The sequence below is a fragment of the Bordetella genomosp. 9 genome, assembly GCF_002261425.1.
GTDB lineage: Bacteria > Pseudomonadota > Gammaproteobacteria > Burkholderiales > Burkholderiaceae_B > Bordetella_C.
Genome location: NZ_NEVJ01000003.1, coordinates 1,666,546 through 1,691,772, shown reverse-complemented (window position 1 = coordinate 1,691,772; position 25,227 = coordinate 1,666,546). Strand labels below are relative to the sequence as shown.

The following is a 25,227-nucleotide window of genomic DNA, read 5'->3' as shown; positions in this document are numbered from 1 at the left end:
ATGAACACCCGCGTCCTTACCGGCATCACGACCTCCGGCACGCCCCATCTGGGCAACTACGCCGGCGCCATCCGCCCCGCCATCCAGGCCAGTCGAGAAGCGGGCGTCGATGCGTTTTTCTTCCTGGCGGATTATCACGCGCTGATCAAGACGACCGAGGATCCGGGGCGGGTGGCGCGTTCGCGGCTGGAGATCGCCGCGACCTGGCTGGCGGCGGGACTGGATCCGGAGCGGGTCACCTTCTATCGGCAATCGGATGTCCCGGAAATTCCGGAACTGTGCTGGCTGCTGACCTGCGTGACGCCCAAGGGGCTGATGAACCGCGCGCATGCCTACAAGGCGTCGGTGGACCAGAATACCGCCAAGGGCGTCGATCCGGACGATGGCGTCAGCATGGGGCTGTTTTCCTATCCGGTGCTGATGGCGGCGGACATCCTGATGTTCAACGCGCACAAGGTGCCGGTGGGCCGCGACCAGATCCAGCACCTGGAAATGGCGCGCGATATCGCCCAGCGTTTCAATCACTTGTACGGCGGCGACTATTTCGTGCTGCCGGAAGTGGTGATCGCCGAGGAAGTCGCGACGCTGCCGGGCCTGGACGGCCGCAAGATGTCCAAGAGCTACAACAACACCATCCCCTTGTTCGAAGGCGGCGCCGCGGCGCTGCGTTCCGCCGTCATGCGCATCGTGACGGATTCGCGCCAGCCGGGCGAGCCCAAGGACGCCGAGAACTCGCACCTGTACACGCTGTACCGGGCGTTCGCGTCCGCGCCGGCGTCGGCGGAGTTCCGCCAGGCGCTCGAGGACGGCATGGGTTGGGGCGATGCCAAGCAGGCATTGTGCGATCTGCTGGAACATGACCTGGCCGCGATGCGCGAACGCTATGTCGCGTTGATGGCGGCGCCGGAACGCATCGAAGACATCCTGATGGCCGGCGCGGAAAAGGCGCGCAAGCTGGCCGTCCCGTTCATGGCGCAGTTGCGCGACGCGGTGGGGCTGCGCAGGCTGGGCGGGGGCAAGGCCCCCGCGGCGGCGGCCGGCGGCAAGAAGGCGGCCGGGCGCGCGCCGCGCTTCGTCAGCTTCCGCGACCCCGACGGCAGTTTCCGCTTCCGCCTGCTGGGCGCGGATGGCGAAGAACTGTTGTGCTCGGTGCCCTATGCCGACCCCAAGCAGGCCGGCGCCGCGATGCGCCGCCTGCAGGGCGAAGCGGCCTCGCTGCGCGCGGATGGCAAGACCTATGCGGCGCTGCTCGACGATACGCCCGTGGCATACGGGACGGAAGCCGACGATCCCGGGGCGCGCGACGCCAGGCTCGCGCGGACGCGTGAAGCGTTGAACGCCCTGGCGGGAGACGCGTAGTCCGGCGCGGGTCTTTGCCGGAACCGGTCATTTCCCACGCTGACTCAGCCTGCCTCGATACGGCGTTCAGGCGCCGGTCTTACGTTGTTCGGGGTGGGGCGGGTGGCGGTGAGTACGCAAGTTGGGAGCAGGTGCGCGGCCGGCGCCGTGCCTGTGCCGGCGGGGCCGGCAAAGACGTCGGGTGCGCAGCCGGAAGGGGCCGTGGTATGCGAAACGGCCCACGCATTCGCCCAGGTGCGCGCGGCGGCCGCCGCCGCGGAGCCCGCCGGTGCGCCAGCGCTGACGCTGGCGGATGCATGGAAGCTGCTCGCCGCCTGCCTGCCCGTCGCGTCGCCGACGATGCCCACATGGCCGGATATCGCCGTGCCGCCGCAGATCGCGGGGGATGCCCGGCAGCGGATTGCCTACCGAACAGGCGTGGCGGCGGCGCGCGAGCTCGGCCTGGACACGCGCGAGTTCGACGCCGAAACGCTGATGGAACTCGGCCGCCAGACGGTGGCCGATCACATGCTGTCAGGCACGGCGGACGACATATTGATCGCCGTCGCGGGGCTGGAAGGGAAGATCGACGGCGCGGCGTGGGCCTCGGGAGATCCTGACAGGATCGCCGCCCAGGTCGAGGCTTACCTGCGATCGGAATTCCAGGACGAGATCGATCTTTACCAGGTGCTGGATGCGCTCGCGGCGGAGCCGCCGCTGCTCGGCCGCCAGGCCTTGGCCGCGACCCTGCTGCGCGAGCAGGGCATCGATCCGGGCGCGCCGGTGGGCGAGCTTCACATGCACGCCCGCCATAGCGTGTCGGCGTCGTCGCCGCCCCTGCTGCGCCAATACAAGGCCGCCGACTACTACTTCAACTACGACAAGTTGAGCGCCGAGGATATTCGCGGCATGAGAACCCGGAGCGGCGGCCGGCCGACGGACGAGCAGGCCGCGCGCATGCTGCGCGCGCTGCCGGCGTCGCTGGATGCGGAATTCCAGCAACGCTACGATGCGCATCGCGAGCGCACGGGGGCGTTGCTGGGACAGTGGCTTTCCACCCGCCTGCGCCTGCATGCCAGGGAGCATGGCATCGAGTTGGCCGGCGCGACGGTGGCGGTGTCGCGGGCTGCCAAGCGCTATTTCCTGCCCGGCGTGGGCGGTGGGATGGCGCAGTTCTCCGACGCCTATGGCAGCGTCGTTTCGCAGGGCTTCCTGGTCGCCATGCAGGCCGGCGGCCGGTCGCATCGATGTTTCGTGTCCACACGCACCGGCGCCGTGCACGTGTTGCCGGCGGCCCAGTCCTCCGAGGACTGGCTTGCGGACCATCGGGAGCTCGCGTTCGACGACGCCGACGCTCGTGCGCGCCTGTCCGGCGGGGCGGGACGCTGGCTGCCGCGTGTCCACGTGCGGGAGGCCGCGTCCGGACCGCTGGATGCCATGCGGGACTGGGCCGCCACCATGTTCCGCGCCGAGATCGAGCTCGGCCGCGAAAGTGCGCGTGGGCAGACCGTGTCCGAGCAGACCATCGATGCCTTGCTGGACCAGATCCCTTTCCGCGCGATGGTCGTGGCGCTGCGCAAGGGCGACATTCCGACGGCCATCGTGCAGGGCAGCCTGGATGTGCTGACCCTGTTGCCGCAGATCGGCATGGGCTTTCGTCTCGCGGGCGCGGCGGTGCGCTCCGCGAGGCCGTGGCTGTCGCTGGCCGCCCGCTTCGGCGGCATCGGCGTACGCCAGGGATGGAGTGGCGTTCAGCGCATGGCGGGACAGCTTCCCTTGCTGCGCGAACGTCTGCGTACGCACATCGGCCGCGCGGCGATGCAGGGTCTGGGGCGCGTGCGTCCACTGGATGTCACGCGCATCGCGCAGGCGATGCGCGCGACGGCACCCCGCCTGGCGGACATCCTGGAAAGGATGGCGGTGCGCACCAGGGGCACGGCCATCCCCAACGGCGTATGGCAACTGACCACGGCGCGAGCGCCCGGCGGCGCCGCCGCCGCGGCGCAGGCCGCCGACACGATCGCGCCTTTGCCATCGGTGGCGGCGCGCAACCTGCAAGGGGGCACGCTGGGCTTGCTGCCGTATGGCACCCGCGGCTCATACACGCAAGTGGACGCCGCCGGCCGGCGTACGGGCGCCCTGCTGGTCGCCGACAGCGAGGGCTGGCTCTACCAGACCCTGCCGCTCGCCAGCCTGGCACGCTACCGGGTCGCGTCGCCCCGGTTGCGGCATGTGCTGGACAGCCGCCGCGCCGGCCCGGAAGGCGTCGTCACGGTGGATGGCCTGGCCTATGCCCGCCTGGACACCGATTACGTGCGGGTCGTGCAGGACCCTGGCGCATCCACGGCCACGCGGCCGATCTGGCGCGCCGTGGCGCCGGCCGGCGTCGCGCCCGACATGATCGCTCACCGCCTGGTCTATGACCGCGTGGAAAGACTGTGGCACCAGGCCGCGCCGCCTGGACTGGCGGGCGGCGGGGCGTCGTCGAGCCGGTCGGGCGCGCGGGGGCGCGGCAGGATCGCCGCGGCCGACGTGTCCTTGCTGCCCGATGACGCGCAGTTGGCACGGCTGCGCCAGGCCATGGTCGCGGGCATTCGCAACGGCACGCCGCAACAGGCTGAACTGGTGGCGGTCTTGTTCGACCGCATCGTGGGCGACCGCCGGGGCAGGGCGATCCTGAATGCGCTGAGCGCCTGCCATGACTGGCTGGGACGGACGCCAGAGATCGTGCTGCTGCCCGACCCGGCGATCCCGGGCGCCGTCCGGCCTGCGCTGGACCGGCCGGAGACGGGAAGGACCTGGTACCTGGACCTGCAAGCGCTGAGATACGGCAACACCCAATCCGTCGTGCATGAGCTGGCGGCCGTCTACAACAACATGACCGGCCTGCTGCAGAACCAGGATCCCTTCGACGGCCTGCTGGCCGAGGCGTGGCCGCCGATCAACGCGCGGCTGGAAAAGGCGTGGGCCAATTGGCTGGCGATGGATCCCATGTCGCCAGTGGACCTCATACTGGACGGCGAGCTGGATACGGCGGCGCCCACGCCGCGCAGGCTGACCGTGCGGCACCTGCGGCTGCAATTGCGCGAGATGGCCTGCTATGGCGGCCTGGACCGTTCAACGATGAAGGCGGTGCTGCGCAACCAGCACGGCCGGCTCGACACGAAACTGAACCTGTCCCATCGGAACCTGGACAGCATCCCGCCATTGCCGCGGGACATCAGTGTCCTGAACGTTTCCAACAACCTCATCAATGATTGGCGCAATCTGCCCGTGGGGCTGACGGTCCTCGATGCCGAAGCGACCGGCATGCATAAACTGCCGGACAACCTGCCGGCGGGCCTGAAGGAACTGAACGTCACCAACAACCGCCTGGCGCAGGCGCCGCTGGTTCTTCCGCCAGGCCTGACGCGCCTGGGGCTGACGGGCAACCGCCTGGTGGTCGCGCCGGCGTTGCCCGCCGGTCTGAAGGAACTGCTGATCGCGCAAAACGAGCTGTCGTCGCTGCCGGCGGAGCTCCCCGCGGGGCTGGAGCTGCTGGACGCGTCCAGCAACGCCCTGGTCCGTCTGCCGGACAGCCTGCCGGCGGGCTTGCGCGTACTGCACGTATCGCACAATCGCCTGGAACGGCTGCCGGTCCTGCCGGACGGGTTGACCGAACTCGATGTCGGCTGGAACAGCCTGGACGCCCTGCCGGACCTGCCCACGCAACTGCGCGTCCTGGAGGCCGCCTCCAACCGGCTGGAAAGCCTGCCCGCCAGCCTGCCGCGCGACCTGGAGATGCTGATCGTTCCACGCAACCGGCTCCAGCGCCTGCCGGACGCACTGCCGCGACGCCTGACCCTGCTCACCGCGCAGTACAACGCCATCGAGCTGCTGCCTGGCAATATCGTCGACCTGGCGTCCTGCACCATACATCTGGACGGCAATCCGCTTGCCCCCGGCACCATTCCCATCATTGCCGTCGGAAACGCCGGCCCGCGCATATTCTTCAATCCGGCCGAAGGGCAGCCGATGGCACGCCGACGCACGCTGGCCGAAGTCACCCGGGTTTGGTGGAGCGATCCGTCACAGGAGGCCGGGACCCGCTGGGATGCGATCGACCGGGCGCTGGGTCCGCGCGACGACGTCGTCGAATTCGCCGGGTTCCTGGACAAGCTGCGCATGACGATCAGCTTCCGCGACCCGGGGTTTCGCGCGCAGGTGGAAGACTGGCTGATCGAGCTTTCGAAGCTGGAGCGGCGTGCCCTGCTCGACGATACGCTGCTGGTCTGCAATGGGGCCACCCAGACCTGCGAGGACCGCATCACCGTCGCCTGGAACGATATGCAGAAGCTGCGCCGCAATGACGATATCCGGCGGGGCCTGTACGACGACCGGGTGCACGAAGCGGTCGACATCGCCCGCGAGATGTTCCGCATCGACGTGCTGACGGAGTTCGCCAGCCGGCAGGAGCGCGGACGCCCGATGCCGGATCCGGTGGAGCTGTACCTGGCTTATCTGGTGCGGCTGCGCGAGCCGCTGGACCTGACCACGGTCGCGCCCATGATGCGCTTCTACGAGCTTTCGCTGGTCACGGCCCATGACCTGGTCAAGGCGCGCGAAACCGTGCAGGCGCGCGAACGCGCGGAGTTCGATATGTTCCTGGTGCTGGATTACGAGCCGTGGCAGACGCTGCTGAAGCGCAAGGACGCCGCTGGCTATGCGCGGGCACAGGCGGACGCCGAACGGCGCCTGGCCGAGCAGTTCGATGGGCTGCTGCGGGAAGCCGTCGACGGGCTCGGGCTGGATCCCGCCGACGCGTCGCTGCTGGACAATGCGCGCGCCAACCTGGGCCCCGGCATCATGCGGCGTATCCGCTACGAGGCAATGCGTCCGCTGACGGAGCACTACTTGTCGCGACCGCTGTAGGCGGGCCGGCGATGCACCCGCAAGCCCGTGCCGTCAGCGCTTCACCGCCAGCGCTTCACCGCCAGCGTTTCACCGTCAGCGTTTCAGTTTGGCCAGCGCCTGCGCCATGGCGTCGGCCATCGCGCCACCGGCGGCTGCCGCACCGCCGCCGCGGTTGTCCTGGCCATTGCGGCGCGAACGGTCGCCGCCACCCGGCTTGGGCGAACCGGCCCCGCGGCTGTCGGCAGCCCCGCCGCGCCGCTCCGGCGCGGCGCTGTCGTTCAGGCGCATGGTCAGGGCCACGCGCTTGCGGGCGACGTCCACTTCCAGCACCTTGACCTGCACGGTCTGCCCGACCCGCACCACGTCGCGCGGATCCTTGACGAATTTTTCCGACAACGCGGAAATATGCACCAGGCCGTCCTGGTGCACCCCGATGTCGACGAAGGCGCCGAAGTTGGCGACGTTGGTCACGACGCCTTCCAGGATCATGCCTTCGTGCAGGTCGTTCAGGGTTTCGACGCCTTCCTTGAACTGCGCGGTCTTGAATTCCGGACGCGGGTCGCGGCCCGGTTTTTCGAGTTCGGCGAAGATGTCGCGCACCGTCGGCACGCCGAAGCGCTCATCGGTGAATTCGGCGGGCGACAGGCCTTTCAGCGCTTCGCGCTGGCCCATGACCTTGCGCACGTCGGATTGGATCTTCGCCAGGATGCGTTCCACGACGGGATAGGCTTCCGGGTGCACGGAAGAGGCGTCCAGCGGGTTTTCGCCGTTCAGGATACGCAGGAACCCGGCGGCCTGTTCGAACGCCTTGTCGCCGAAGCGCGGCACTTTGCGCAACGCGTCGCGCGAGGCGAATGCGCCATTGTCGTCGCGCCACGAAACGATATTCTTGGCCAGCAGGGAATTCAGTCCCGACACGCGCGACAGCAGCGCGGCCGAGGCCGTGTTGACGTCGACGCCCACGGCATTCACGCAGTCCTCGATGACGGCGTCCAGCGAACGCGCCAGCTCGCGCTGGTTGACGTCGTGCTGGTATTGGCCCACGCCGATGGCCTTGGGTTCGATCTTGACCAGTTCGGCCAGCGGATCCTGCAGCCGGCGAGCGATGGAGACCGCGCCGCGCAGGCTGACGTCCAGGTCGGGGAATTCCAGCGCGGCCAGCTCCGACGCGGAATATACGGACGCGCCCGCTTCGGAAACGACCACGCGGGTCAGTCCCAGTTCGGGGAAGCGCGACATCAGCTCGCCGACCAGCTTTTCCGTTTCGCGCGAGGCCGTGCCGTTGCCGATGGCGACGAGTTCGATCTTGTGCTTGGCCGCGATGGCGGCCAGCGCGGCGATGGAGCCCTCGCGGTCGCGGCGCGGCTCGAAGGGATAGACCGTGGCGGTCTGCACGACCTTGCCGGTCTGGTCGATGGCCGCCACCTTGACGCCGGTGCGTATGCCCGGATCCAGTCCCAGCACGGCGCGCGGTCCGGCCGGCGCGGCCAGCAGCAGGTCCTTGAGGTTGGCGGAAAACACGCGGATGGCCTCGGCTTCGGCGCTTTCGCGCAGGCGGCCCACCAGTTCGCTTTCGAAGGCCGACAGCAGCTTGACGCGCCAGGTCCAGCGGCAGACCTCACCCAGCCAGCGGTTGCGCGGGGTGGCGTCGATGTCGAACAGATTGGGCCCCAGCGCCAGCAGCCGCGCGATGCGCGCCACGCAGGGATGCGGGGTCAGGGCTTCCTGTTCCGCTTCCAGGCCCAGGCGCAGCTCCAGCACGCCCTGCTGGCGGCCGCGCAGCAGCGCCAGTACGCGGTGCGACGGCAGGGTGCGCAGCGGCTCACTGAAGTCGAACCAGTCGCGGAAGTTGGCGCCTTCGGTTTCCTTGCCTTCCGCCATCTTGGAATAGAGCAGGCCGGTCGACCAGAGGTATTCGCGCAGGTCGGCCAGCAGGTCGGCGTTTTCCGCGTAGCGCTCCGCCAGGATGTCGCGCGCGCCGTCCAGCGCGGCCTTGGCGTCGTTGATCGAGGCTTCCGGATTCAGGTATTGCTGCGCCAGCACGGCCGGATCGCATGCCGTATCGGCCAGGATGGCTTCCGCCAGCGGCTCCAGGCCGGCTTCGCGAGCGATCTGGGCGCGCGTGCGCCGCTTGGGCTTGTAGGGCGCGTACAGGTCTTCCAGCCGCTGCTTGGTGTCGGCGGTGGCGATTTCCTGCCGCAGCTCCGGCGTCAGCTTGCCCTGCTCCCCGATGGATCCCAGGATGGCGGCACGCCGTTCTTCCAGTTCGCGCAGGTAGCCGAGGCGGACTTCCAGATTGCGCAGCACGGTGTCGTCCAGGCCGCCGGTGGCTTCCTTGCGATAGCGCGCGATGAAGGGCACCGTGGCGCCATCGTCCAGCAATTCGACCGCGGCGGCGACCTGGTTGGGCCGCGCGCCGAGCTCGGTGGCGAGCTGCGCGATGATGCGGGCCTGGTCGACGGCGGGGGCGGTGGCGGACGTGGTAGCGGAGGTCTCGGGCATCTGTTGGGCGACAAAGAGGGAAAGACAATGAAAAACAAGCGCCGGATTTTGCCACAAGGGGCGGCGGCGAAAAAATGCGCCCTGGATGATTTTGTCCCCTTTTAATGGGGGGAAGGCCCGCGGACGGTATGATTCCAGGCTGTTTCGCCACTTTGTTTTTCCATGCTGCATCCGGAGCTTGCCGAATATTTCGCCGAAGACGGCCCGCTAGCGAAAGCGTCGCCGGGCTATCGCCTGCGCGAGTCCCAGGTAGAGCTGGCGCAGGCGATCGACCAGGCCATTACGCACCGTTCGACCCTGGTCGCGGAAGCCGGTACCGGCATCGGCAAGACCTGGGCCTATCTGGTGCCGGCGTTCCTGAACGGTGGCAAGGTCCTGATTTCCACGGGCACGCGCACCCTGCAGGACCAGTTGTTCAACCGCGACCTGCCGCGGGTGCGCGCCGCGCTGGCGGTGCCCGTCACGGCGGCGCTGCTCAAGGGGCGCGGCAATTACCTGTGCCACTACCACCTGGATCGCCTGTCGGGCGACGACCGGGCGTTGAAATCGCGTGCGGAAATCAGCCAGCTGCGGCATATCCAGCGTTTCGCCGCGCATACCAAGACCGGCGACCGCGCCGACCTGGCCCAGGTGCCCGAAGATGCCGACATCTGGCAGCGCGCGACGTCCACCCGTGAAAACTGCCTGGGGCAGGAATGCCCGCGCATCCGCGATTGCTTCGTGGTCAAGGCGCGCCGCCAGGCCCAGGAAGCCGACGTGGTGGTGATCAACCATGCGCTGTTCATGGCCGACCTGGTGCTGCGCGAAGAAGGCGTGACCGACCTGCTGCCGGAAGCCGATACGGTCATCTTCGACGAAGCCCATCAACTGCCGGACACCGCGACGCGCTTCCTGGGCAGCAGCCTGTCCACCCATCAGCTGCTGGATTTCGGGCGCACCGCGGAAGCCGCCGGCCTGGCCTATGCGCGCGAAGCCATGAACTGGGGCGAAGCCTCGCGCAAGCTGGAGCATGCGGCGCGCGAACTGCGCCTGTCATGCGGGGCCATCGAACACATGCCCGGCCGCAAGGCCAACTTCGAAGCCGTGCCGGACGCGGATGGTTTCCATGAAGCGCTGCGCAATCTCGACGCGGCCGTGCTCGCGGTGACACGCGGGCTGACCCAGGTGGCGGAAAAGCATCCGGACCTGGCGGCGGCGGCGCGGCAGGGCGCGGAAATCCTGTTGCGGCTCAAGCGCTGGGCGCCCCCGGCGCGGCCGGACGCGCCCGGGCAGTCGGCGAACGGCGAGGCCGGCGCAAGCGGCGGACGCGCATTCGAAAGCGCTGCCGGCAGTGAACCGGGCCGCGCACCCGATAGCGCACTCGATAGCGCCGAAAGCGATGAAACCATCATCGCCGCCTGGTCGGCGGCGATGGCGGCGGGCGTGTCCGCCCTGGACCACGGCGCGCATTCGGCGCATGACGCCAAGGCGAACGCGGCCGAGGCCGGGGCCGGGGCCAATACCGTGAACGCCGCCGGCATCCAGCCAGCGTCCGCGGCGTCGGCCGCGGCCGCGCGGTCCGGCGCCCCGCCCGCGAGCCTTGCGCCGCCGCTGGTCGACTGGACCGGACCCGCCGTGCGCTGGGTCGAGCACGGCACGCATCACGTGCGCCTGCATGCCGCTCCCTTGTCCGTGGCCCAGGCATTCTCCAAATACCGCAAACCCGGCCAGGCCTGGGTGCTGACGTCCGCGACGCTGTCGGTGCATGGCGACTTCGGCCATTTCACGCGCCAGCTGGGGCTGGACGACGCGGCCACCGGCCATTGGGAATCGCCGTTCGACTACGGCGCGCAAGGCCTGCTGTTCGTCCCCAAGGAACTGCCGGAGCCGCAGGCGCCAGGCTTTGCCGAACGCTTCGTCGCCACGCTGATGCCTTTGCTGCATGCCAGTCCCGGCGGCGCGCTGGTGCTGTGCACGACGCTGCGCGCGGTGGATCGCTTCGCCAATCTGCTGGCCGACGCTTTCGACGACGACGGCGTGGAATGGCCGCTGCTGCGGCAAGGCGAGGGCACGCGGCGCGATCTGCTGGAACGCTTCCGTACGCTGACGCACCCCGTCCTGGTGGGCAGCGCCAGCTTCTGGGAAGGCATCGACCTGCCCGGCGACGTGCTGACCCTGGTGGCGATCGACAAGCTGCCGTTCGCCCCGCCGGACGATCCGGTCATCGAGGCCCGGTTGCGCGAGTGCCGCGCGCGCGGCGGCAATCCTTTCGCCGAATACCAGTTGCCCGAAGCGGCGATCGCGCTCAAGCAGGGCGCCGGCCGCCTGATCCGCACCATGGCGGATTGGGGCGTGCTGATGGTGGGCGACGTGCGGTTGGTGGAAAAGGGCTATGGCAAGCGGCTGTGGCGCGGCTTGCCGCCATTTTCCCGCACGCGCGAACTGACCGAAGCCGTGGCTTTCCTGGAACGCAAGTCGCGGGAAGGCGCATCGCCCAAGGCGGGCGCCGCGCCCGTCGACGCCGCATAAGAAAAACGCCCGCCAAGGTGGCGGGCGTCTTGACGATCACGATCACGAGCCGGCAACGTTCAGAACCAGCCCCAGGGATCCCACCAGTTCTTGTCCTGCTTGAAACCCTGCGTCGGATACTTGCTGTTGGGGAAGTTGGTGTTCAGCACGCGACGGGCGTCGGCTTCCAGCTGAGGCATCTTCAGCTGTTCATAGGATTTGTACAGGATGTACAGCGCTTCTTCCGACCCCGACGCGCCCTGGAAATCCGTGATCACCATCTGCGCGCGATTGGCGGCCGCGACGTAGGCGCCGCGTTCGTAGTAGTAGCGCGCCACGTGGACTTCGTTCATGGCGATGGCGTTCACCAGCCACACCACGCGCAGGCGGGCGTCCGGCGTGTACTTGCTGTCGGGATAGCGCTTGATCAGCTCGTTGAAGGCGTCATACGAGGCGCGCAGGCCCTTGGGGTCGCGCTCGCTGGGATCCTGGCCGGTGATGTTCGTCATGAAGGCGCTGGCCGGCGTGAAGTTGATCAGCCCCTTCAGGTACAGCACGTAGTCCGTGCCGGGATGGTTGGGATACAGCTGCTGGAAGCGGTCGATCGCGGCCAGGGCCTGGTCGTTGTCGCCGTCCTTCCAGTTGACGTACGCCAGGTTCATCAGCGCCTGTTGCGCGTAGACGCCGAAGGGGTAGCGGCTTTCGACGGCCGTCAGGCGTTCGCGGGCATCTTTCCAGTTGCCGGCGTCCATTTCCTGCTTGGCGTCGTTATAGAGCTGTTCGGCGCTCCAGTTGGCGGTCTTGTCGTACTTGGTGCCGTTGGTGGCGCACGCCGCCAGCAGGGCGGTAAACACAAGCGCCATGCACAGGCGCACGACCGACCCGAGGCGGGAAGCGGAAAACGGGAGGGCGGGGACGCGGGATGTCACGACGGTCAATTCCTTGGTGTTAGCATGGCTGGCTGCATCGATTATATGATTTGTCTCCATGTCCGAGTTAGCCGCCAGCGCGGATCTTCCCTCCGATGACGAACCGCAGATCCTGCGCGTCCCGGAAACCGTCCAGGCGGACCGGCTGGACAAGGTGTTGTCGGGCCTGCTGGCGGGGCATTCCCGCAGCCGCCTGCAGGGCTGGATAGAGGCGGGCTACGTGCAGGTGAACGGGGCGCCGGCCAAGGTGCGCCAGGCCGTGGGGCCGGGCGACCTGATCGCCGTCTGGGAGCAACCGGCGCCCGACGCCCTGGCTTTCGAACCCGAACCCGTGGAATTCCGCGTCGTGGCGGACAGCCCGGCCTGGATCGTCGTGGACAAGCCGGCCGGACTGGTCACCCATCCCGGCGCGGGCAACTGGACCGGCACCCTGCTCAACGGTTTGCTGTTCCGCTACCCCGAGCTGCGCGGCGTGGCGCGCGCCGGCATCGTGCATCGCCTGGACAAGGACACCTCCGGCCTGCTGGTGGTGGCGCGTACCGAGCAGGCGCAGACCCACCTGGTACGGCAGCTGCAGGCCCGCTCCATGGGCCGCGCCTACGTCGCCCTGGCGCATGGTTGGGTCTTGGGGCCCGGGACGGTGGACCGCCCGGTGGGCCGCGATCCGCGGGTACCCGTCCGGATGAGCGTGGAACGCCCCATCGCCGCCAAGCATGCCGTCACCCACTACAGCCCGGAAGCCAACGGGCTGGCCGACGGCGTCCGGGTATCGCGGGTGACCTGCCGGCTGGAAACCGGCCGGACGCACCAGATCCGCGTGCATCTGGCCAGCCTGGGGCATCCGCTGCTGGGCGATACCCTGTACGGCGGCAAGGCCATCGCCGGCGCGACCCGCCAGATGCTGCATGCGCGCGCCCTGCGCTTCGACGATCCCGCCGGCGGCGGCGAGCGGTCGTTCGAGGCCCCGCCGCCGCCGGACATGGCAAGCACCTGCCAGGCCATCGCCTGGAACGATAGCGAGGAATAGAGTGGATTCACGCGCATCATCTCCCGCGCAGTCTGCGCAGCCGTCTTCCCAGCCGTCTCCGCGGTCGCCTTCCCAGCCGTCCTCCCAGTCACGGGACGCCAGCCTGCCGGTCGTCACCGGACCGCGATGGACGGGTGTGCACTATTTCTGCACCACCCGCGCGGGCGGCGTCGGGATCGCGCCGCACGACACCCTGAACCTGGGCCTGCGCGCCGGCGACCGTCCGGAGGCCGTGGAGGAAAACCGGCGCCGGGTGCGGGCCATGCTGCCCGCCGACCCCCTCTGGCTGCGGCAGGTGCATGGCACGCGGGTAGTCGACGCCGACGGTCCGGCCGACGAGACGGCCCCCGGCACGGCGGAAGGCGAACCCGCGGCCGATGCCGCCGTCACCATCGCGGTCGACCGTCCGCTGGCCATCATGGTGGCCGATTGCCTGCCGGTGCTCATCGCCGACACGGGCGGGCGCGCCTTGGGGGCCGCCCATGCCGGCTGGCGCGGCCTGGCGGGCGGCGTGCTGGAAAACACCCTGGACGCGCTGCGCCGCAAATGTCCGGCCGCCTCGGCCTGGCAGGCCTGGATAGGCCCCGGCATCGGCCCGGCGGCGTTCGAAGTCGGCGCCGACGTGCTCGACGCCTTCGACCGCGCCGACCGGGAGGCGGCGGCGCTGTTCACGCCACGCCCGGGCCTGCCCGGCAAATGGCTGGCCGACCTGCCGGCCCTGGCCGAACTGCGGCTGCGCCGCGCCGGCGTGGCGCAAGTGCATCGAAGCGGCCTGTGCACGGTGTCGGATGCGCGGCGATTCTTTTCCTATCGGCGCGACGGGCAGACCGGCCGCATGGCCCTGCTGGCCTGGCTGTCCGCACGCCCCTTCGAATACCCGCATTGACACTGCCTGCACCGCAATGCACCATCCTTTTGAAAAGCATACATAACAAGGTGTCGAGGTGACTGCCCATCCATCCGCAGCATGGCCCGTCCCGGTGGGTGTCGCGCCAGACGTCCTGGCGCAGATCCAGGCGGACTTCTCCCGTGACTGGCAGCGTCTGGCCGACGATGCCCGCGCCGGACGCCTGGAGCCGCCGGCGGATAAGCGTTTCGCCAGCGAAGCCTGGCGGCGCAGCCCCCACCATCTGGCCATGGCGCACGCCTACCTGCTGTCGGCGCGCGCCATGCAGCGCATGGTGGACGCCGCCGGCGTCAGCGAGCCGCTGCGCGACCGCCTGCGCTTTTCCATCATGCAATGGCTGGACGCCATCGCGCCGTCGAACTTCCTGGCCTTGAATCCCGACGCGCAGGAATCCATCGTCGCCTCGGCCGGCAAGGCGCTGGACGCCGGGCTGGCCAACCTGATGGACGACGTGCGCAAGGGCCGCATCACGCAGACCGACGAAAGCCAGTTCGAGATCGGCGTCAACGTGGCGGTGACGCCGGGGCACGTCGTGTTCGAGAACGCGCTGTTCCAGCTGATCCAATACACGCCGTCCACGCCTGTCGTGCATGAACGGCCGCTGGTCATCGTGCCGCCCAACATCAACAAGTTCTATATCCTCGACCTGCAGCCGGCCAATTCCTTCGTGCGGCACGCGGTGGACGCGGGATACACGGTTTTCATGATGTCGTGGCGCAATCCCGTGGCGGCGGACGATGATGGCGTCGACCGCGCGCAGTGGGCCGACTATCTGGAAAACGCCGTCCTGCCCGCCTTGCGCGTGGCTGGCGAGATCACCGGCCAGCCGCAGGTCAACGCCCTGGGCTTCTGCGTCGGCGGGACCTTGCTGGCGTCGGCGCTGGCGCTGGCCCACGCGCGCGGCGAACGGCCCGTCGCGGCCCTGACCTTGTTGACGGCCCTGCTGGACTTTCGCGATACCGGCGTGCTGAACGTGTTCGTGGACGAAACCCATGCCCTGCTGCGCGAACGCCAGCTGGGCGGGGGCGGCCTGATGTCCGGCCGCGAACTGGCCACGACCTTTGCCTTCCTGCGGCCCAATGAACTGGTGTGGAACTACGTCGTCGACAACTACCTGAAGGGGCGCAAGCCGCCGGCCTTCGACCTGTTGTTCTGGAACGCGGACAGCACCAACCTGCCGGGGCCTTTCTTCGCCTGGTATTTCCGCAATACCTATCTCGAAAACAACCTGAAGGTGCCGGGACGTTGCGCCGTGGGCGAGGTCCCGCTGGACCTGACGACCCTGGACATGCCAGCCTATATCTTCGGGTCGCGCGAAGACCATATCGTGCCCTGGACGTCCGCCTATGCGTCCACGCAGCTGCTGCGCGGCACGCAGCGCTTCGTCCTGGGCGCTTCCGGACACATCGCGGGCGTGATCAATCCGCCCGCGAAACAACGCCGCAGCTACTGGACGACCGACGCCCAGGCGGGGGGCCGGAAGAACGGCAATGGAAACAGCGCGCTGCCGGGCGATCCCTCGTCCTGGCTGGCGCGCGCGCAGGAACACCCCGGCAGCTGGTGGCCCGACTGGGCGGCATGGCTGGCGGGACATTCGGGCCGGAAGATCAAGGCGCCGTCACGCGCGGGCAGTTCTACATACCCGCCTATCGAGCCCGCGCCGGGACGTTACGTGAAGGTCAGGGCCACATGAAAGTCAAAGGAGAACAGCGATGAGCGGAAAACTCGCATATGTGACGGGCGGGATGGGCGGCATAGGCACTTCGATCTGCCAGCGGCTTGCCAAGGACGGCTTCGTCGTCGTCGCGGGTTGCGGCCCCAGCCGCAACTACCAACAGTGGCTGGACGAACAGGCGGCCCAGGGGTATACCTTCCATGCGTCCGTCGGCAACGTGTCGGATTGGGATTCCACGGTCCAGGCTTTTGAAAAAGTACGCGCCGACTACGGCACGGTGGACGTGCTGGTCAACAACGCCGGCATCACCCGCGACGGCCTGTTCCGCAAGATGTCGCTGGACGACTGGCGCACGGTGATCGACACCAATCTGAACAGCCTGTTCAACGTGACCAAGCAGGTGCTGGATCCGATGGTGGACAAGCAGTGGGGCCGTATCATCAACATCAGCTCGGTCAACGGCCAGAAAGGCCAGTTCGGACAAACCAACTATTCCACGGCCAAGGCCGGGATACATGGCTTTACCATGGCACTCGCGCAGGAAGTGGCCAGCAAGGGCGTGACCGTCAATACCGTGTCGCCGGGCTATATCGGTACGGACATGGTGCGTGCCATCCGCCCCGACGTGCTGGAAAAAATCGTCGCGACCATACCCGTGCGGCGCCTGGGCACGCCGGAGGAAATCGCCTCCATGGTTTCGTGGCTGGCGTCCGACCAATCGGGCTTCGCCACCGGCGCGGACTTTTCGTTGAACGGCGGCTTGCACATGCATTGAGCCGCATTCCCTAACCACCGACATCCCACCATAAGTACAACACGATCGACCCAGCAGGGGACAACCATGACGCAAGCCCAAGCAGGCGGCAGTACGCGCCTGATCAAGAAATACCCGAACCGCCGCTTGTACGACACGCAGACCAGCACGTACATCACCCTGGCGGACGTCAAGCAGCTGGTGCTTGCCAATGAGTCCTTCCAGGTCGTCGATGCCAAAAGCGGCGACGACCTGACCCGCAGCATCCTGCTGCAGATCATCCTGGAAGAAGAGGGCGGCGGCGTGCCCATGTTCTCGTCGAACATGCTGGCGCAGATCATCCGTTTCTACGGGCACGCCATGCAGGGCATCATGGGCTCGTATCTGGAGAAGAACATCCAGGCGTTCATGGAAATCCAGGAGCGCATGGCCGAGCAGTCCAAGGGGCTGTACGGCAACCAGTTCGGGCCGGAGGCCTGGACCCAGTTCATGAACGGCCAGGCCCCGATGATGCAGAACATGATGAACAGCTACATCGAACAGAGCAAGAACCTGTTCGTGCAGATGCAGGACAAGATGCAGGACCAGACGCGGTCCATGTTCTCCACGTTCCCATTCCCGGGCGCCCCGCAGGGCAACCGCAAGTAGGCGCAGGGCGGGGGCGCCTGGCGAGGGGCGCCCGGCCAGGGGCGCCCGGCTAGGGGTGCCCGGCCAGGGGTGCCCGGCCAGGATGCCGGGCAGGGGATCCACCCCGCCAGGCATCCACCGGTCAGGATCCTCGGACATGCCGCCGGGCCCTGACGGGTATCCGGCACCCTCCGATGCCGCGTGGCACACGCTCCACCAGCCCGGGGGAACCCCGCGGGCTTATCCAGGTCCTATCCGCAGCTTGTCGCTCCCGCGACCGTCGCCGGCGCCGCGCCAGCCGTTGAATGTAAGCATGAAAACGGTTCTTGTTTGCATTCATGCTTGCTTTTGCCTATCCTTTCATCTTTACGGTTGCGTGACGGCGCGAGTACGCCGGAAGGAAAATTCGATGATCAAACATGCCCTCGTCCTGGCCGCCGGCCTGATGCTCTACGGCGCCGCCCATGCGGCGGAATACCCTATCGGCAAGCCCGCGGAAAAGGGCGGCATGGAAATCGGCGCGGTGTACCTGCAGCCCATCGAGATGGATCCTCCCGGCGTCATGCGTCCCGCCAAGGATTCGGACATCCACCTGGAAGCCGATATCCACGCCACGGCGAACAACCCCACCGGCTTCCCGGAAGGCGAATGGATGCCCTACCTGGTGGTCAATTTCGAACTCCAGAAGGTCGGCAGCAATAACGTGCAGAAGGGCATGCTGATGCCCATGGTCGCCAACGACGGTCCGCACTACGGCGATAACGTCAAGCTGGAAGGCCCCGGCAAGTACAAGCTGAAGTTCCTCATCGCGCCGCCCACCGCCGATTCGCACAGCCACTTCGGCCGCCACATCGACAAGGAAACCGGCGTCGGCCCGTGGTTCCAGCCCTTCGAACTGGACTACGAATTCGTCTTCGCCGGTACCGGCAAGAAGGGCGGGTATTGATCATGGCGCCTGCCCGCGCATGGCTGCCCGCGATCGCGCTGGTCCTGCTTTCCGCGGCGGGACCCGCGCGCGCCGACGAGTTGCCGACTTTCCAGCTGACGTTCAAGCCGAACGGCACGTTCGAGCCGGCGCGGCTGGAAGTCCCGGCGGGCCGCTTCAAGATAGAGCTCAGCAACGAAAGCAACGAGCCCGTGGAATTCGAGAGCATTCCGCTGCGCAAGGAAAAAGTGCTGGGGCCCGGCGTGAAGTCCTTTGTCGTGATCACCATTTCGCGACCCGGCGAATACCCGTTCTTTGACGATTTCCACCAGGACGTCAAAGGCACGCTGGTCGTTAAACCCAAGGATTGAACGGGGCGCGCGCGCCCCGGCGGTGTCATGGAACAGGTTTCTTTTATCGTTTGGCGCGAATCCGTGGAAGCCCTGCTGGTCGTGGGCATCCTGTATACGTGGCTGCGCGCCACGCCGGAAGGCCGGCGCGGGCTGCCCTATCTGTGGGGCGGCGTGGCGGCCGGCCTGGGATTGGCCGTGGCGCTGGCGCTGGTGCTGCTGGGCGTATCGTCGTGGTTGTCCGACACCGGGCAGGAGTGGTTCCAGGCCGGCATGGCGCTGGTCGCCTGCGCCCTGGTCGTGCAGATGGTCTTCTGGATGAAAAAGCACGGCCGTACGCTGAAGGGCGAGCTGGAAAGCGGCGCGCGCGATTCGGTCCGTAGCGACAACTGGTGGGGCCTGCTGATCCTGGTGATGATCGCCGTCGCCCGCGAAGGCAGCGAAACCGTGGTGTTCCTGTACGGCACGGTGTCGGCGGGGGCGGGCGGCGCCAGCGGCTGGCTGCTGAGCCTGGCCGGCCTGGCGGGATTCGCCGTGGCCCTGCTGACGTTCTGGCTGCTGCAATTGGGCGGCAAGCTGATCACCTGGCGGCGTTTCTTCCGGGTGACCGAAATCCTGCTGCTGTTGCTGGCTGGCTCGCTGCTGGTGGGCGGCCTGGATCATCTGATTTCGCTGGGCGTCGTGCCGCCGCTGGTGGATCCCATCTGGGACAGCAGCTGGCTGCTGGACGACAGCAGTGGCATAGGCAAGGTGCTGGCCGACTTCGCGGGCTATCGCGCCTATCCCGCGCTGACGACGGTGCTGGTGTGGGTGGCGTACTGGATCGTGGTGTGGGCACTGCTGAGCCGGGTACGCCCGGCGGCGCCCCGCGCCGTCGCCGCGTCAGGCGCCGCCAACACGGCGTCCGGCAATACTGCCGCCAACACGCGATAATGGCGCCCGTTATTCGCACGGCGACGTCCCGCTCGCGGGCCGCGCCGGCATTCCGGGCATCCAGGAAGTATCTGTAAAGGTAATGCCGATGGCTGTAGCAGTGGCGCGGACAACCGCCCGCGTGGCCGATTTCCTTCGTGACCATGCTCCTTTGCTGCGCAAGCTGCAGTGGGGCATCGTTGCGTTGTACGTCTTCCTGCTGGTCGTGCCGGCGGCCATGCCGCTGCCGGACAACACCGCATCCGTGTTCAACAACCTGACGGTGGTCGCGCAGTTCGCCTTCTGGGGCATATGGTGGCCGTTCGTGCTGGTGTCCATGCCCATCATGGGTCGCGCCTGGTGCGGCCTGTTCTGCCCGGAAGGCATGCTGACCGAGTGGGCCAGCGAGCGGGGCAAGGGCCTGGCGATCCCTCGCTGGATGCGTTGGGGCGGCTGGCCCTTCGTGGCCTTTGCCTTGACCACCATTTACGGCCAGCTGGTCAGCGTGTACCAGTACCCGCTGGCCGTGCTGGCGGTGCTGGGCGGTTCGACTGCCGCCGCCATGGTGGTGGGCTGGCGCTACGGCCGCAGCAAGCGGGTGTGGTGCAAGTACCTGTGCCCGGTCAACGGCGTATTCAACCTGCTGGCCAAGCTGTCGCCCTGGCATTTCAAGGTCAACGAGGAAGCCTGGCGGCACCCCGTCATACGCATACAGTCCGTCAATTGCGCGCCGCTGGTGCCGTTGCGCCACATGAAGGGCGCGGGCGACTGCCATATGTGCGGACGCTGCAGCGGCTATCGCGGCGCCATCGCCCTGACGCCGCGCTCGCCCGAAGCGGAAATCGTCGAAGTGGCCGACGGCGACGTCTGGCAGACCGTCCTGGTGGTGTTCGGCATGATGGGCATCGCCATGGGCGCCTTCCTGTGGAGCGCCAGCCCCTGGTTCGTGACGCTCAAGCAGGCCGCCGCGACCTGGCTGATCGAGCGCGACATCACCTGGCCGCTGCTGGACAACGCGCCATGGTTCATCCTGACGCATTACCCGGACGTCAACGACAGCTTTTCCTGGCTCGATGGCGCCAGCATCCTGTTCTTCATCGCGGCCACCACGGCCGTCGTGGGCGGGGCGATCTACGCTGCCCTGTGGCTGGCCGACCGCGTGTTGCCGGCGGTGCCGGGCCGCACGCGCTGGGGCGGCGCGGGGCTGCACAAGCTGGCCCAGCCGCTGATCCCGGCCGCCGGCATCGGCGTCTTCCTGGGCTTGTCGGCCACCACCATCACGCTGCTCAAGCACGAAGGCGTCAAGGCGATGTGGGCGAATCCCCTGCGGTTCGCCCTGCTGAGCCTGGCGGTGGCATGGACGCTGCGGCTGGCCTGGCGCGTCATTGCGCGGCGTACGCCGTCGCCCGGACGCAGGCTGGCGGCGTGGCTGGTGTTCGCGGCTGGCCTGGCGCCGTTCTGCTATGCCTGGGTGCTGTTCTTCGTCACCTGGTAGTGCGCCTGCTCTGCCATGGCGTAGTATGGCGCGCATGAGAACCTATCGCTTCCGCATCCTGAACGTCTTCGCCGAAAGCACTTTCGGCGGCAATCCCTTGTGCGTCTTCGAAGATGGCCGTGGCCTGAGCGACGATGAAATGCAGGCGCTGGCGCTGCAGTTCAACCTGTCCGAGACCACCTTCATCCTGCCGTCGGCATCGGCCAGCGCGCGCATGCGCATCTTCACGCCGGGTTCCGAGATGCCGTTCGCCGGCCATCCCACCCTGGGAACGTCGCAGGTGGTGCGCGCCCTGGCGCGAACGGGCGATACCCTGACCCTGGAAACGCTGGCGGGCGTGGTGCCGGTGCAGGCGCGCGGCGATACCTGGACCCTGGCGGCGCCGGGCGGCGGCACGCCGCAAACCAACGCGCCGGCGCAGCCGGCCGCCGCGATCGCGGCCAATGTCGGCCTGCATGAAGACGACCTGCTGGCCGCGCCTGTCTGGGTGGACACCGGAGCGCACCAGTTGGTGGTGCCTTTGAAATCCGCCGACGCCGTGCGGCGCGCCCGGCCCGATGGCGCTCGGCTCGCGCAGTGGGAAGCCAGCAAGTCCGGCCGCAAGGTCATGTACCTGTTCGCCTTCGACGGGCGCGACAAGGACGGCGCCGACCGTGTGGTCGCGCGTTACTTCTTTCTCAGTCCGGGGGGCGGGGCGGTAGAGGATCCGGGCACCGGTTCGGCCTGCGCCAACCTGGGCGGTTGGGTCATCGCGACGCGCCGGGAGCTGCCGCTGCGGGCAAAAGTCGAGCAAGGCGAGGCTGTCAGCCGTCCCTGCTTTCTTGGGCTGGAAGTCACACCCGGCCGGGAAGTGCGCGTATCCGGCCGAGTGCTGGAACTGGGCAGCGGGACGATAACGCTGCCCTGAGGCTTACTTCTTCGAGGCGTCGACCTTCAGGTTGTTCTTGACCTGCTTGACGCCTTCCACGCCCCGCGCCACGTGGGTGGCCTGGTCGCTCTGCGCGGAGGTCGCCACCGTACCGGTGAGCGTGACCACGCCGTTGTTGGTTTCCACCGCGATATCCAGGGCGCTGAGCGATTTGTCGGCGACGATGGCGGCCTTCACCTTGGTGGTGACGACCGTATCGGACGCGTATTCACCCACGGATTGCTTGGGCTTGCCGTCGCTGCTCATATTGTCGGCCGCATAGGCGGCCGGCAGGGCGGCGGTGCTCAGGCCGAGGACGGCGGCGACGATGATTTGACGAGTACGCATTAGAGTTCTCCTTGTGGGTTCAGCTAGGGTGTGGCCAGCGAAAGCGGGGTCCCGTCCCGACTATCGTCGGAACACGCCGCCCAGCACGGACAGCAGGGCCAGGACCAGGAACACGATGAACAGGATCTTCGCGATGCCGGCGGCGCCGGCGGCGATCCCACCGAAGCCCAGCACGGCGGCGATGATGGCGATAACGAAGAAAACAGCGGCGTAATACAGCATGATTGCCTCCCGAGTCGGAAAAACGTCGGGATCGCACGGCGGTCCCGGCAGTGGCCACGATCCAGGACGGTGTGCCCTGGCGTTCGGGTTATGCATACGCTACGTGGCGCCGCTGGGGAGGGTCAAACCGGGATGTGGGCAAATGTAAGCAGCATTGCGCTGCTCAGCGAATCCGGCGCAAGAGGGCACCGCTGTTACAAATGCGCAACCCTTGGCGTTGTTTTGACGAGACCCCGTTACATGCTGCCGGATGCGGCTCCGCAGGCAGGGTGGATACCGCTTGAATGGGCGCGCGCCGGCCCAGGGCGACGCCCCGAGTCGGGTTCGGCAAGCGACTTCAAGCCGTGGCGCGGGTCTCCGCCACGCGCATGGCGATATGGGCCAGGGCTTCTTCGACCTGGTCCACCAGGATCAGGCACAGGTCTCCGGCCTGGAGCCGCTCCAGCGCCGCGTCGATGGCGACGAACTCGCCATTGATCTCGGTCGAGTAGCTGGTCCGGCTGGCGTTGCGCAGTCCTTCGCGCAATAGCGCGATGACCTCGCCATCGGCGCGGCCGCGCTGGCATTGATCCTGGTACAGCAGCACGTCGTCGAAGGCTTCGCCCAGGATTTCCGTCTGGCGGCGGATGTCTTCGTCGCGGCGGTCGCCGGCGCCGCTGATCACCACCGACCGGCGCGTGGCCGGCATGGCTTCGACGGCCTGGACCAGCGCCCCGATCGCATCGGGATTGTGGCCATAGTCGGCAATGATGGTCGCGCCCCGGTAATTGAACACGTTGAAGCGGCCAGGGGCCGTGGCGGCGTCATTGATGAAAGTCTGCAGGCCCTGGCGGATTTGCGCCCAGGGCGTTTCCAGCGCCCAGGCCGCGGCGATCGCGGCCATCGCGTTTTCCACCTGGAAGGCGATGACGCCATCGCGCGTCAAGGGAATATCGGCCAGTGCGATCTTTTCCGTCCTGCCGTCCTGCGCCGCGACCAGGTGCGCGCCGTCGCGATAGACGACGCGGCCGCCCTGCGCGCGATGGGTGTTCATGCGCGGATGATGGCCATCCAGCGCGAAGTAGATGATCCCGCCCGGGCAACTGGCCGCCATTTCCGCGACGATGGGATCGGCCGCGTTCAGCACCGCATAGCCCGACGGCTTCACGTACTGCACGATGACGCGCTTGACCACCGCCAGGTCCTCGACCGTGCTGATGTAGCCCAGGCCCAGGTGGTCGCCCATGCCGATGTTGGTGACGACGGCGACGTTGCAGCGATCGAAGGCCAGGCCTTCGCGCAGGATGCCGCCGCGCGCGGTTTCCAGCACGGCCGCGTCGACGTCCGGATGTCCCAGTACGCTGCGCGCGCTGCGCGGACCGCTGCAGTCGCCCGTGTCGATGCGGCGCGGCCCGATATAGACGCCATCGGAATTCGTCATGCCGACGCGCGTGCCGTCCTGGCCGATCAGGTGCGCGGTCAGGCGCACCGTGGTCGTCTTGCCGTTGGTGCCGGCGACCGCGACCACGGGGATGCGGCCGTCTTCGCCGTCGGCGAACATGTTCGAGATGATGGCTTCGCCCACCGCGCGGCCCTTGCCGAAGGAAGGCGTCAGATGCATGCGCAAGCCGGGCGCGGCATTGATTTCGACGATGGCGCCACGCTGTTCTTCCATCGGCAGGTGCATCGTTTCCGCGACCACGTCCACGCCGCACAGGTCCAGGCCTATCATGCGCGCCGCGGTCACCGCGCGCGCGGCGAGCTCGGGATGCACTTCGTCGGTCACGTCGGTGGCCGAGCCGCCGGTGCTCAGGTTGGCGTTGTTGCGCAGGACCACGCGCGCGCCGGTGGGCGGCACGGAATCCACGGTGTAGCCCTGCTTGGCCAGCGTGGCGACGGCGATGTCGTCGATGCGTATCTTGGTCAGTGACGTCGCGTGGCCGTCGCCGCGCAAGGGGTCCAGGTTGACCTGGTCGATCAGCTCGCGCACGGTATGCACGCCGTCGCCGGATACCTGCGGCGGATCGCGGCGCGCGGCGGCCACCAGGGTGTCGCCCACCACCAGCAGGCGGAAGTCATGGCCGGGGATGTAGCGCTCGACGATGACGTCGCGGCTGATCTCCGCGGCCGCGGCGTACGCGGCCGTGATGCGTTCGCGCGTTTCGATATTGACGGCGACGCCGCGTCCCTGGCTGCCGTCGCGCGGCTTGACGACGACCGGCCCGCCCAGTTCCTGCGCGGCGGCCCAGGCGTCATCGGCGCTGGACGCGGTGCGTCCCAGCGGCACCGGCACGCCGGCGGCCGCCAGCAGCATCTTGGTCAGGTCCTTGTCCTGCGCGATCGATTCGGAAATCGCATTGGTGCGGTCGGTTTCCGCGGCCTGGATGCGGCGTTGCCGCGAGCCCCAGCCGAATTGCACCATGCTGCCTTGCGTCAGCCGGCGATAGGGGATGCCGCGCGCGACGGCGGCATGGACGATGGCGCCGGTGCTGGGCCCCAGGCGGATGTCTTCATCCAGTTCGCGCAGGCGGTGCAGGGCGTCGGCCAGGTCGAAGGGCGCGTCCTCGCGCGCGGCCAGGCACAGCTTTTCGGCCAGCTCGAAGGCCAGCCGGCCGACTTCTTCCTCGCTGTATTCGACGACCACCTGGAACACGCCCGGCTCTATGGTGGCGGACGTTCGGCTGAAGGTGACCGGGCAGCCGGCATGCGCCTGCAGCAGCAGCGCCACCTGTTCCAGCACGTGCGCCATCGACACGGTCCCCGCATAGCCTTCGGGGCTGAGCGGGCCCAGCTGCGGAAAGCGCGCGCGCAGGCGGGGTTCCATGGACGGCAGGCGCTCGATCGAACATTCCTGGTCGTCGCAGGCGACGATGGCTTCGATGGCGGTATTGCGGCTCCACAGATTGGGGCCGCGCAGTGCGCGTATGCGGGAGACTTCCATGCGGGTTCC

At 67.9% G+C, this 25,227-nt stretch carries 18 protein-coding genes; 13 read left to right on the top strand and 5 right to left on the bottom strand.

The annotated features are described in order from the left end of the window. Window positions 1-1,359 (top strand): tryptophan--tRNA ligase, encoded by a 1,359-nt coding sequence (locus CAL26_RS18780; protein WP_094849965.1) that lies wholly within the window; start codon window positions 1-3, stop codon window positions 1,357-1,359. Window positions 1,360-1,560: 201 nt separating this feature from the next. Next, a complete protein-coding gene (locus tag CAL26_RS28820; RefSeq protein ID WP_094848301.1) occupies window positions 1,561-6,249 on the top strand; it encodes an NEL-type E3 ubiquitin ligase domain-containing protein in 4,689 nt (1,562 codons plus the stop codon). Between the two features lie 75 nt (window positions 6,250-6,324). Here CAL26_RS28820 and tex read toward each other — a convergent pair whose 3' ends face one another. Continuing rightward, window positions 6,325-8,733, bottom strand: a complete 2,409-nt coding sequence (tex, locus tag CAL26_RS18770) for an RNA-binding transcriptional accessory protein Tex (protein ID WP_094848300.1) — start codon at window positions 8,731-8,733, stop codon at window positions 6,325-6,327. Between the two features lie 162 nt (window positions 8,734-8,895). Between tex and CAL26_RS28150 the strand changes: the two genes are divergently transcribed. Then, window positions 8,896-11,241, top strand: coding sequence for an ATP-dependent DNA helicase (locus CAL26_RS28150; protein WP_143277453.1), 2,346 nt, complete (start codon window positions 8,896-8,898; stop codon window positions 11,239-11,241). A gap of 59 nt (window positions 11,242-11,300) precedes the next feature. Here CAL26_RS28150 and CAL26_RS18755 read toward each other — a convergent pair whose 3' ends face one another. Continuing rightward, window positions 11,301-12,083 carry an outer membrane protein assembly factor BamD gene (locus CAL26_RS18755; RefSeq protein ID WP_094848299.1) on the bottom strand — a complete coding sequence of 261 codons (783 nt, stop codon included), beginning with the start codon at window positions 12,081-12,083 and terminating at the stop codon, window positions 11,301-11,303. 124 nt (window positions 12,084-12,207) lie between these two features. Between CAL26_RS18755 and CAL26_RS18750 the strand changes: the two genes are divergently transcribed. The 10 genes from CAL26_RS18750 to CAL26_RS18705 all read left to right on the top strand — a co-directional run bounded on the left by CAL26_RS18750 (window position 12,208) and on the right by CAL26_RS18705 (window position 21,728). Further along, window positions 12,208-13,176 (top strand): RluA family pseudouridine synthase, encoded by a 969-nt coding sequence (locus CAL26_RS18750; RefSeq protein WP_094848298.1) that lies wholly within the window; start codon window positions 12,208-12,210, stop codon window positions 13,174-13,176. A gap of 136 nt (window positions 13,177-13,312) precedes the next feature. Then, entirely contained in the window at window positions 13,313-14,062 is a 750-nt protein-coding gene (gene pgeF / locus CAL26_RS18745) for a peptidoglycan editing factor PgeF (protein WP_179283338.1), read from the top strand. Between the two features lie 58 nt (window positions 14,063-14,120). Next, a complete protein-coding gene (gene phaC, locus CAL26_RS18740; protein ID WP_094848296.1) occupies window positions 14,121-15,776 on the top strand; it encodes a class I poly(R)-hydroxyalkanoic acid synthase in 1,656 nt (551 codons plus the stop codon). A 19-nt stretch (window positions 15,777-15,795) separates the two neighbouring features. After that, complete coding sequence (gene phbB, locus CAL26_RS18735; RefSeq protein WP_094848295.1) at window positions 15,796-16,533, top strand: acetoacetyl-CoA reductase; 738 nt, start codon at window positions 15,796-15,798, stop codon at window positions 16,531-16,533. A gap of 66 nt (window positions 16,534-16,599) precedes the next feature. Beyond that, window positions 16,600-17,160, top strand: a complete 561-nt coding sequence (gene phaR, locus CAL26_RS18730) for a polyhydroxyalkanoate synthesis repressor PhaR (protein ID WP_094848294.1) — start codon at window positions 16,600-16,602, stop codon at window positions 17,158-17,160. 388 nt (window positions 17,161-17,548) lie between these two features. After that, window positions 17,549-18,085 carry an iron transporter gene (locus CAL26_RS18725; protein ID WP_094848293.1) on the top strand — a complete coding sequence of 179 codons (537 nt, stop codon included), beginning with the start codon at window positions 17,549-17,551 and terminating at the stop codon, window positions 18,083-18,085. Further along, window positions 18,085-18,435 (top strand): cupredoxin domain-containing protein, encoded by a 351-nt coding sequence (locus tag CAL26_RS18720; protein WP_094849964.1) that lies wholly within the window; start codon window positions 18,085-18,087, stop codon window positions 18,433-18,435. The genes CAL26_RS18725 and CAL26_RS18720 overlap by 1 nt, the downstream gene beginning before the upstream one ends. 27 nt (window positions 18,436-18,462) lie before the next feature. Next, the gene (locus CAL26_RS18715; RefSeq protein ID WP_094848292.1) at window positions 18,463-19,347 is read left to right on the top strand and encodes an FTR1 family iron permease; all 885 of its coding nucleotides are present in this window, start codon (window positions 18,463-18,465) and stop codon (window positions 19,345-19,347) included. 88 nt (window positions 19,348-19,435) lie between these two features. Further along, window positions 19,436-20,821: a 4Fe-4S binding protein gene (locus tag CAL26_RS18710; protein WP_094849963.1), complete on the top strand. Its 1,386-nt coding sequence runs from the start codon at window positions 19,436-19,438 to the stop codon at window positions 20,819-20,821. Between the two features lie 34 nt (window positions 20,822-20,855). Beyond that, complete coding sequence (locus tag CAL26_RS18705; protein ID WP_094849962.1) at window positions 20,856-21,728, top strand: PhzF family phenazine biosynthesis protein; 873 nt, start codon at window positions 20,856-20,858, stop codon at window positions 21,726-21,728. A gap of 3 nt (window positions 21,729-21,731) precedes the next feature. Here CAL26_RS18705 and CAL26_RS18700 read toward each other — a convergent pair whose 3' ends face one another. The 3 genes from CAL26_RS18700 to cphA form a co-directional block, all read right to left on the bottom strand. Further along, window positions 21,732-22,076 (bottom strand): BON domain-containing protein, encoded by a 345-nt coding sequence (locus CAL26_RS18700; protein WP_094848291.1) that lies wholly within the window; start codon window positions 22,074-22,076, stop codon window positions 21,732-21,734. 60 nt (window positions 22,077-22,136) lie between these two features. After that, on the bottom strand, window positions 22,137-22,298 hold the full coding sequence (locus tag CAL26_RS18695) for a DUF1328 domain-containing protein (RefSeq protein WP_066353213.1): 162 nt from the start codon (window positions 22,296-22,298) through the stop codon (window positions 22,137-22,139). A gap of 337 nt (window positions 22,299-22,635) precedes the next feature. Further along, window positions 22,636-25,218, bottom strand: a complete 2,583-nt coding sequence (gene cphA / locus CAL26_RS18690; RefSeq protein WP_094848290.1) for a cyanophycin synthetase — start codon at window positions 25,216-25,218, stop codon at window positions 22,636-22,638. Window positions 25,219-25,227 lie beyond the last annotated feature (9 nt).

Excerpts from the sequence above, each read along its gene's own strand:
- CAL26_RS18710 (WP_094849963.1), top strand. The coding sequence starts at position 19,436 with ATGGCTGTAGCAGTGGCGCGGACAACCGCCCGCGTGGCCGATTTCCTT.
- tex (WP_094848300.1), bottom strand. The coding sequence starts at position 8,733 with ATGCCCGAGACCTCCGCTACCACGTCCGCCACCGCCCCCGCCGTCGAC.
- phbB (WP_094848295.1), top strand. The coding sequence starts at position 15,796 with ATGAGCGGAAAACTCGCATATGTGACGGGCGGGATGGGCGGCATAGGC.
- CAL26_RS18780 (WP_094849965.1), top strand. The coding sequence starts at position 1 with ATGAACACCCGCGTCCTTACCGGCATCACGACCTCCGGCACGCCCCAT.
- CAL26_RS18695 (WP_066353213.1), bottom strand. The coding sequence starts at position 22,298 with ATGCTGTATTACGCCGCTGTTTTCTTCGTTATCGCCATCATCGCCGCC.
- CAL26_RS18700 (WP_094848291.1), bottom strand. The coding sequence starts at position 22,076 with ATGCGTACTCGTCAAATCATCGTCGCCGCCGTCCTCGGCCTGAGCACC.
- CAL26_RS18715 (WP_094848292.1), top strand. The coding sequence starts at position 18,463 with ATGGAACAGGTTTCTTTTATCGTTTGGCGCGAATCCGTGGAAGCCCTG.
- cphA (WP_094848290.1), bottom strand. The coding sequence starts at position 25,218 with ATGGAAGTCTCCCGCATACGCGCACTGCGCGGCCCCAATCTGTGGAGC.
- CAL26_RS18750 (WP_094848298.1), top strand. The coding sequence starts at position 12,208 with ATGTCCGAGTTAGCCGCCAGCGCGGATCTTCCCTCCGATGACGAACCG.
- CAL26_RS18705 (WP_094849962.1), top strand. The coding sequence starts at position 20,856 with ATGAGAACCTATCGCTTCCGCATCCTGAACGTCTTCGCCGAAAGCACT.
- CAL26_RS28150 (WP_143277453.1), top strand. The coding sequence starts at position 8,896 with ATGCTGCATCCGGAGCTTGCCGAATATTTCGCCGAAGACGGCCCGCTA.
- CAL26_RS18725 (WP_094848293.1), top strand. The coding sequence starts at position 17,549 with ATGATCAAACATGCCCTCGTCCTGGCCGCCGGCCTGATGCTCTACGGC.
- CAL26_RS18755 (WP_094848299.1), bottom strand. The coding sequence starts at position 12,083 with ATGGCGCTTGTGTTTACCGCCCTGCTGGCGGCGTGCGCCACCAACGGC.
- phaR (WP_094848294.1), top strand. The coding sequence starts at position 16,600 with ATGACGCAAGCCCAAGCAGGCGGCAGTACGCGCCTGATCAAGAAATAC.